This window comes from Bacillus sp. SM2101, from assembly GCF_018588585.1.
Classification (GTDB): Bacteria; Bacillota; Bacilli; order Bacillales; family SM2101; genus Nanhaiella; species Nanhaiella sioensis.
In genome coordinates this window covers 23,015-29,270 of sequence record NZ_JAEUFG010000042.1, presented here as the reverse complement: position 1 = coordinate 29,270, position 6,256 = coordinate 23,015, and the positions used below count along the sequence as shown (strand labels likewise).

Annotated in this window: 9 protein-coding genes; 4 read left to right on the top strand and 5 right to left on the bottom strand. The window is 32.1% G+C overall.

Annotated features, from left to right (window positions below):
• Nucleotides 1-681 precede the first annotated feature (681 nt).
• Together JM172_RS22705 and JM172_RS22700 are read left to right on the top strand one after the other, a co-directional pair.
• Nucleotides 682-960 (top strand): hypothetical protein, encoded by a 279-nt coding sequence (locus tag JM172_RS22705; RefSeq protein ID WP_214484643.1) that lies wholly within the window; start codon nucleotides 682-684, stop codon nucleotides 958-960.
• 560 nt (nucleotides 961-1,520) lie between these two features.
• The gene (locus JM172_RS22700; protein WP_214484641.1) at nucleotides 1,521-1,721 is read left to right on the top strand and encodes a cold-shock protein; all 201 of its coding nucleotides are present in this window, start codon (nucleotides 1,521-1,523) and stop codon (nucleotides 1,719-1,721) included.
• A gap of 124 nt (nucleotides 1,722-1,845) precedes the next feature.
• Here JM172_RS22700 and JM172_RS22695 read toward each other — a convergent pair whose 3' ends face one another.
• A complete protein-coding gene (locus JM172_RS22695; RefSeq protein WP_214484640.1) occupies nucleotides 1,846-2,217 on the bottom strand; it encodes a hypothetical protein in 372 nt (123 codons plus the stop codon).
• 321 nt (nucleotides 2,218-2,538) lie between these two features.
• On the opposite strand from JM172_RS22695, the gene JM172_RS22690 reads away from it, so the two are divergent.
• On the top strand, nucleotides 2,539-2,937 hold the full coding sequence (locus JM172_RS22690; protein ID WP_214484639.1) for a MerR family transcriptional regulator: 399 nt from the start codon (nucleotides 2,539-2,541) through the stop codon (nucleotides 2,935-2,937).
• A 43-nt stretch (nucleotides 2,938-2,980) separates the two neighbouring features.
• On the opposite strand, the gene JM172_RS22685 is transcribed toward JM172_RS22690, so the two are convergent.
• The 4 genes from JM172_RS22685 to JM172_RS22670 all read right to left on the bottom strand — a co-directional run bounded on the left by JM172_RS22685 (nucleotide 2,981) and on the right by JM172_RS22670 (nucleotide 5,516).
• Nucleotides 2,981-3,898 carry a cytochrome D1 domain-containing protein gene (locus JM172_RS22685; RefSeq protein ID WP_214484638.1) on the bottom strand — a complete coding sequence of 306 codons (918 nt, stop codon included), beginning with the start codon at nucleotides 3,896-3,898 and terminating at the stop codon, nucleotides 2,981-2,983.
• A gap of 128 nt (nucleotides 3,899-4,026) precedes the next feature.
• On the bottom strand, nucleotides 4,027-4,218 hold the full coding sequence (locus JM172_RS22680; protein WP_214484637.1) for a hypothetical protein: 192 nt from the start codon (nucleotides 4,216-4,218) through the stop codon (nucleotides 4,027-4,029).
• Nucleotides 4,219-4,281: 63 nt separating this feature from the next.
• On the bottom strand, nucleotides 4,282-5,184 hold the full coding sequence (locus JM172_RS22675; protein WP_214484636.1) for an S-Ena type endospore appendage: 903 nt from the start codon (nucleotides 5,182-5,184) through the stop codon (nucleotides 4,282-4,284).
• 122 nt (nucleotides 5,185-5,306) lie between these two features.
• Nucleotides 5,307-5,516, bottom strand: coding sequence for a hypothetical protein (locus JM172_RS22670; RefSeq protein WP_214484635.1), 210 nt, complete (start codon nucleotides 5,514-5,516; stop codon nucleotides 5,307-5,309).
• Nucleotides 5,517-5,700: 184 nt separating this feature from the next.
• Between JM172_RS22670 and JM172_RS22665 the strand changes: the two genes are divergently transcribed.
• Nucleotides 5,701-6,114 carry a hypothetical protein gene (locus JM172_RS22665; protein WP_214484634.1) on the top strand — a complete coding sequence of 138 codons (414 nt, stop codon included), beginning with the start codon at nucleotides 5,701-5,703 and terminating at the stop codon, nucleotides 6,112-6,114.
• Nucleotides 6,115-6,256 lie beyond the last annotated feature (142 nt).

Below are 6,256 nucleotides of genomic sequence, written 5' to 3'. Positions count from 1 at the left end.
CCAGAACGGTAGAGTTCAACGATCATCTTCTTGAAATCTTGAGTATATTTTTTGCCTGTATTTTTGTTTCCCATCCGGACACAACCTTTCTAAGTACATTTTAAGTACTTAACGTTTTTGTGTCCATAAAACTATACTAAATCCATTTCCATGCTTCACTTATCATCGATACATTAAAATGTAGCTTTTATTAGAATGATATATCTGATTATAAATGGAAATAGAACTCAATTCAGTCCTATTATAAACACAATATACATGTTGTTAATAGATTTATAAATGTTATTAGACAAATTAGCAAAAATGTTGATAAAAAACTTCTTCCAAAAGAATTGCATATTTTCTATTTATTAATTTTTGATTCATTGATGGCGTTCTTAACAGCAAGTTTAATCACCCAATATAAAATAGTTATTCCGATTACGTAAAAAAGAAGTTGAAGATATAAGCCTGCATACAACATTTTATAGTCCACTCCTGTTAATAAGATTTATGTGATAGAAAAATAAACATATTGTTTATTATAACAAACAGGCACTTGAAAAAATTAAGGAAATTGAATTAGCATTCTGTGTCCTAATAATAATTGACGATGTAGACAGTTATCAGTTGCACATTTAAGTAAACATGCATTCACTAGTTAGATGAGTCTCTCTTTAGAAAACGAAGGGAATGAACATAATGACAAATTGTCAGTGCAAAGGTAAAGACAACGAAATATTCTGTAAGTGCGAAAATACTCCTTTCACATTATTAGACGGTAGTCCGACTCCTTTTATGCCGATTATTTTGACAACGAACAAGATAACAGTCACAGAAAAGGATTGGGTTGCAAAGGTTGATACGATGGTAGACTTACAAGCGTCTGTGGGAAATGGTGAAGTTGTTGATGTAAACTATGTAGTTGAGCGAATTTCTGGTGGGGTTAGTACAACATTGTGTAGTTATAATATATATTAGATGAAAGGGATAATCAGTCTTATACATTAACCCCAAACAATACAGTTTGTGATCACCCACCACTCGGCTGTCATATGTATCGTCTATCAATATTGGATAATGGAATTGGTGCATCCATGGTAACTCTTGACAATAGTTGTAGATGTATAAACGTCACTACCTTTCAAAAAGGTGAGTAAAGTAAATAAGCATTCTGTATTAAATACTATGTCTTCTTCACTCTTGGTGTCTGCAAAAATTAAATTAATTTGAAAATCACAAATGTTCATTGGTGTTTTAAAAAATAGAAAATGAGAATATACTGCCTACAGTATGATGGGTTTTAATAAGAGTTAAAATAATTTAATAAGATGGCTATTTTACTGTGTTTACGTTAGTGCATAAACTTTCTGTAAATACACCTTACTAATTTATACTAAAAATGGTATAGTTAAATCAATTATTGTTGTTCTTATTATTATCGTTAGAGAAAAGACAGGATATACGATTACATCTTTAGTAATAGTTTTGAGCAAGAATAGTAATATACTGTGGAAGATATCCACACAGGAGGAAACAAAATGGCTCAAGGTAAGGTAAAATGGTTTAATGCAGACAAAGGATTTGGGTTTATCGAAGTTGACGGAGGAGAGGATGTATTCGTACATTTCTCAGCTATTCAAGGTGATGGATTCAAATCTCTTGAAGAAGGTCAAGAAGTTTCATTTGACATCGAAGATGGAAACCGTGGCCCTCAAGCAGCAAACGTTCAAAAGTTTTAATTTAACATTAAACCACCTATCATTATATAGGTGGTTTATGTTTTATTATTGTAGTCAAAAAAGAACACCGTATCAGTCGTAATAAAATCCATATTCTGGCTATATTTCGTGATTTCATTTCTATTTAACCTTCATGAAAGAGTATTTTTTCAAACAAATCTTCAATTAAACCTTCTGATATTTCTTCATATTCTTCAGATCCAATATTAAATCTAAAGTAACCATCTGAATGTAAAGTCACTTTAAAAGTTGCTCTAACACTTGAAGGATTCTCCTTTTTAAATTTCTTGAATTGCAAATGATTTTGTGTAATATCAAATGAAATAATACAATCAGGGAAGAGAATATTATTTTCAACAATTCTAACTTCCTCAATTTCATGTTGTGATAATTCGCCATTAATTTCTTGTATAACCTTTTCTAAGTTCGTCTTTATTAATAATTCATCAAATGGTTTGTATTTTTGTTTAATAGCATATCTCTTTTTCCAACTCATTACATCATCTCCCTTTTATCAACTATATTCAACAATGGGGAGAAAATACTCTTAAATTGTCAATTATCTTTTCAAAATTTATATTCACATCAATTATCACAATTTCTCGAAGGGTAACTTCTCGAAGGGTAACCATTTAAAATCAGCATTTATTGTTCTTTCAATTGTATTCATGAAATCACTTTAATTTTGGTATTAATTCACTATAAAATTGTCATTTTATTCTGATTTACTAAAACAAAAACCGAAAATTAGTTTCCACGCCCTTTTGTTGGAAAAAATTTATATAATAGACATATATTATATTAGGGGTGAAAATCTATGAAAGAAAATTTAATAGCAAGATCACTATTTACTTTAGCTATTTGTATAGTAATAGGCAGTTGGTTGATATCTAGTTCAATTTCCAGAGGTAATGAGAAAATAGCCGACTACATCTCTGATAGTAATTGGGGAATTTCAAATCAAATATTAGATCTACAGGAAGAACTAATTGCTGCAAATTCAATAAGTAGTACACAAAAACAATTGTTAAACTCGGACGAATTAGGTGAGTATTTAGGAATAAGAGATTTCCAGGTAAAACTGTTGCTCCCTGATTCTAATAACGATAGCCCGATGCCGTATGTGAAAATAGGAAAAGAATATTACTTTCCTAAATCGGGTATCGATAAATGGTTAACTGATCTTGATGCTTTCATTATTTCTAATGACCAATAATTTGGTCTTTTTTTATATTCAGATTACAAACAAAATACTCCTTTTATGTAAATGCAATACCCCTTGGAGCTCTTGTAGAAATTGTTGCAATGACCGAATGAGATTTTACATCGATGACTGATAAAGAATTATCGTTAATATTTCCTACGTATACATATTTCCCATCTGAAGTGAAGGCTATTGAACGATTTAAACTACCAACTTGTACTGTTGTAATAATTGATTGTGTATTAATATCAATAACAGTCACTATTCTACCGTTAACAGTCGTCACATATGCAACATTTCCACATGGAGTTATTACAACTCTATTTGGACGATCATTATTATTACCTATTGGCACAGCGCCAATAAGGGTATGGGTTTTTACGTCTATTACTGAAATTGAACCCGTAGATCCATTATTTAAATTTGTGATGTATGCAAACTTCCCATCAGGAGTAAAAGCAATACCCCGTGGATTATTTCTAACCCCTACAGTTGAGATAACAGAATGGTTGCTAGTATCAATTACCGATACGTTATTAGAGTTTTCATTTGTTATGTAGGCTACCTTTCCATCAGGAGTAAATGCGGGAATTCTTGGATTCAACCCCACAACAACAGTTGCAATAACCGAGTGAGTTTTCGTGTCTATAACTGACACGCTGCTACTTGTGAGTGCACTGTTTATAACAAATGTTTTTTTACCATCTGGTGCTATTACGACATTGACTGGAAAATCTCCGACAAACACTGTAGCTATGACTGAATGTGTCTTTGTATCTATTACGGATACTGTGTCTCCAGGATCTGAATCCGTGCCTGTGTTCGTAACATATGCATGTTTCCCATCTGGTGTGATTGCAATATTCCTTGGAAGCCTACCCACATTCACAGTGCCAATTATTAAATGCGTTTTTGTATCAATGACCGTTACTGTACCGATATCTTGACGGTTTACAACATATGCAAGTACCATATCCTATCGGCCTCCTTTTATCGTTTTAAACAGTCTATGCATCATTACCTCCCTAAATGATTTCATAATAAAAGACTTGTTTTATTGTATATAATCAGCACATATAGTAATTTCATTGACCTCAGTTTCTAATACAATCCTATTGCCGTTTTCCTTAGTGAATCCAGTAATTCCTCAAGCGAGGTGTTCTCTACTTCACCTTTAAATCCAGGATCACTAGCTTTGGTCAGTTTAAATTTCATTTCATATTGCTCCTTTTCTAAAAATGTGTACCAATCCTTTTGTGGTTTCCTACTACCAGTATTCTTTAACTGGATCATTCTTTTTCAATAACAGAGATTTTTGCAAATGAGGGATAGTCAAACAGCAACCTGCATTAGTAACTAATGTTTTATTACTCTACAAAGTTCAAAACAAATTTCTGGTGTGCTATCATTTATGTTATTTACCTTAATTTCCTTTATATTCTCGAAGCTTAGTGATACGCTTCCGTCATTAGGTAGAATAAAAGGATTAATTGATAAACCTGTCACTGTGATAAATGTAATTATTAAATCACCATCAGTTGTCTCATATTCAACACCTAACATACCACGTTCACCCTTTTCAGAAACAGATTTAAATATGGAAAATTCGGTATTAGGAGGTATTGATATAAACCCGTCAGGGGCTGTTTGTGAGCAGATAATTTCTTTATCTAAAATAATACAAATCTCATGAGCAATATCTGCGTCAACCCCTCCAAGATTTTTGACTTTTATCTCCTTAATATCTTCAAAACTAAGTGTTACTGAATTCAAAGGTAATATAATAAACGTATCGGGTATGTTTGATTCAGTTAAAAGTGATACTTCGATCATATTTCCTCCAGATCTGTCACCTTCCACAGAAATCATACCTGTTTCTCCTTTATTTATGACGGATGTATATAGCGTACGCTCATCGCCGCCGGGGATGTTATTTGTACTGTATGCTGGGCTACCATCTTCTCCTTGTAGACACAATAGGTTATTATCTAAAATAACACAAATCTCATATTCTATAGATGCAATAGAATTACCAAGATTATTAACTATAATTTCCTTTACATTCTCAAAGCTAAACGTTCTTGCAGTTTTTTGCGGAATTAAAATTGGATCACTTGCAACTCCTGAAAATGAGACAAATGTAACCTCTATATTATTACTGTTTCCATTTAAGTTCTCGATACTTATTAGCCCGTTTCTTCCTCTGCCTAGTACGGATTTGAAAATAGTAACTTCAGGTTCTATCTGAATGTCGTTCATCAAACTAGGTTCATTTTGGAAACAAACCGATTCATTATCTAATTTAATACAAATTGAATGACGTACAGGGACTGCTATATCACCAGTGTTTTGAACAATTATGTCTCTTATGTTTTCAAAACTTACCCATAATTAATTTCTTCTCTTAAATCTACTACTACTCTATTTATATTAGATAACATTTTGTCGATGGATTTCCAATCGCCTTCTGATATATGATTATTATTCTCTAAATGACTATGTAAGTCAATCACTCCACTCTCCAACTGATTCAACCATTCTTGCAATCTGACCTTTATATTTTCCTCTATTGTTGGCCTGATTCTAATCACCCCTCGTGAAGATTTTGTTATGTAAATATTCTAGGTGCTCAATAATATGCCAAAATTATATATATGTCACATTCACCCCTTTTCTCAATTTATTCACTATAAAAGTAAAATTTTATTGTGAATTTCATCTCTTGTTAAATATCCATCAATATTTATGTAAAGACTATGAATGAGGTGATTTTAATTGGTTTTATTAAAAGCATGGTTATCCCTAAGACTATTAACCCCTTCTCATCAAGTAGAGGAGTTTGTTCCCCCAGAACCGGATATCATAAGCTTTACTACAAGTTTCCCGGAGGAACCCAACTGGGTAACACTACCAATAGGTACAAAAGAAATTACTTTCTATGTTGAGGCAGAGAATACTGATACAGTGTTATTTTGGTTAATTCCAACTGGAACGGCAACATGGAAGCTGAGAGAGCTTATAGGTTATGATATTAAATCAGACGACAACAAATTTTCACATACTTGGAAAATTGACAAGCCATCTCTTCATGATTCTGTGCAAATTCAAGCATTAGGTATAAGTGGTATTAGAAATGCTATTATTAATTTACATATGGATCCATCCACAGCTTCATCACAATTAAATTGAAGTTTTATTGCAATTACTTTAATTAATTTGTTTTTTCATGTAAACTACAACTTCTTCAAGGCAGTAGTAACACAATCTACCAATAGCGAAACCTTCATCTGCTTCTTCTTTACAAGCTACGCATATATAATCTTCCATATTA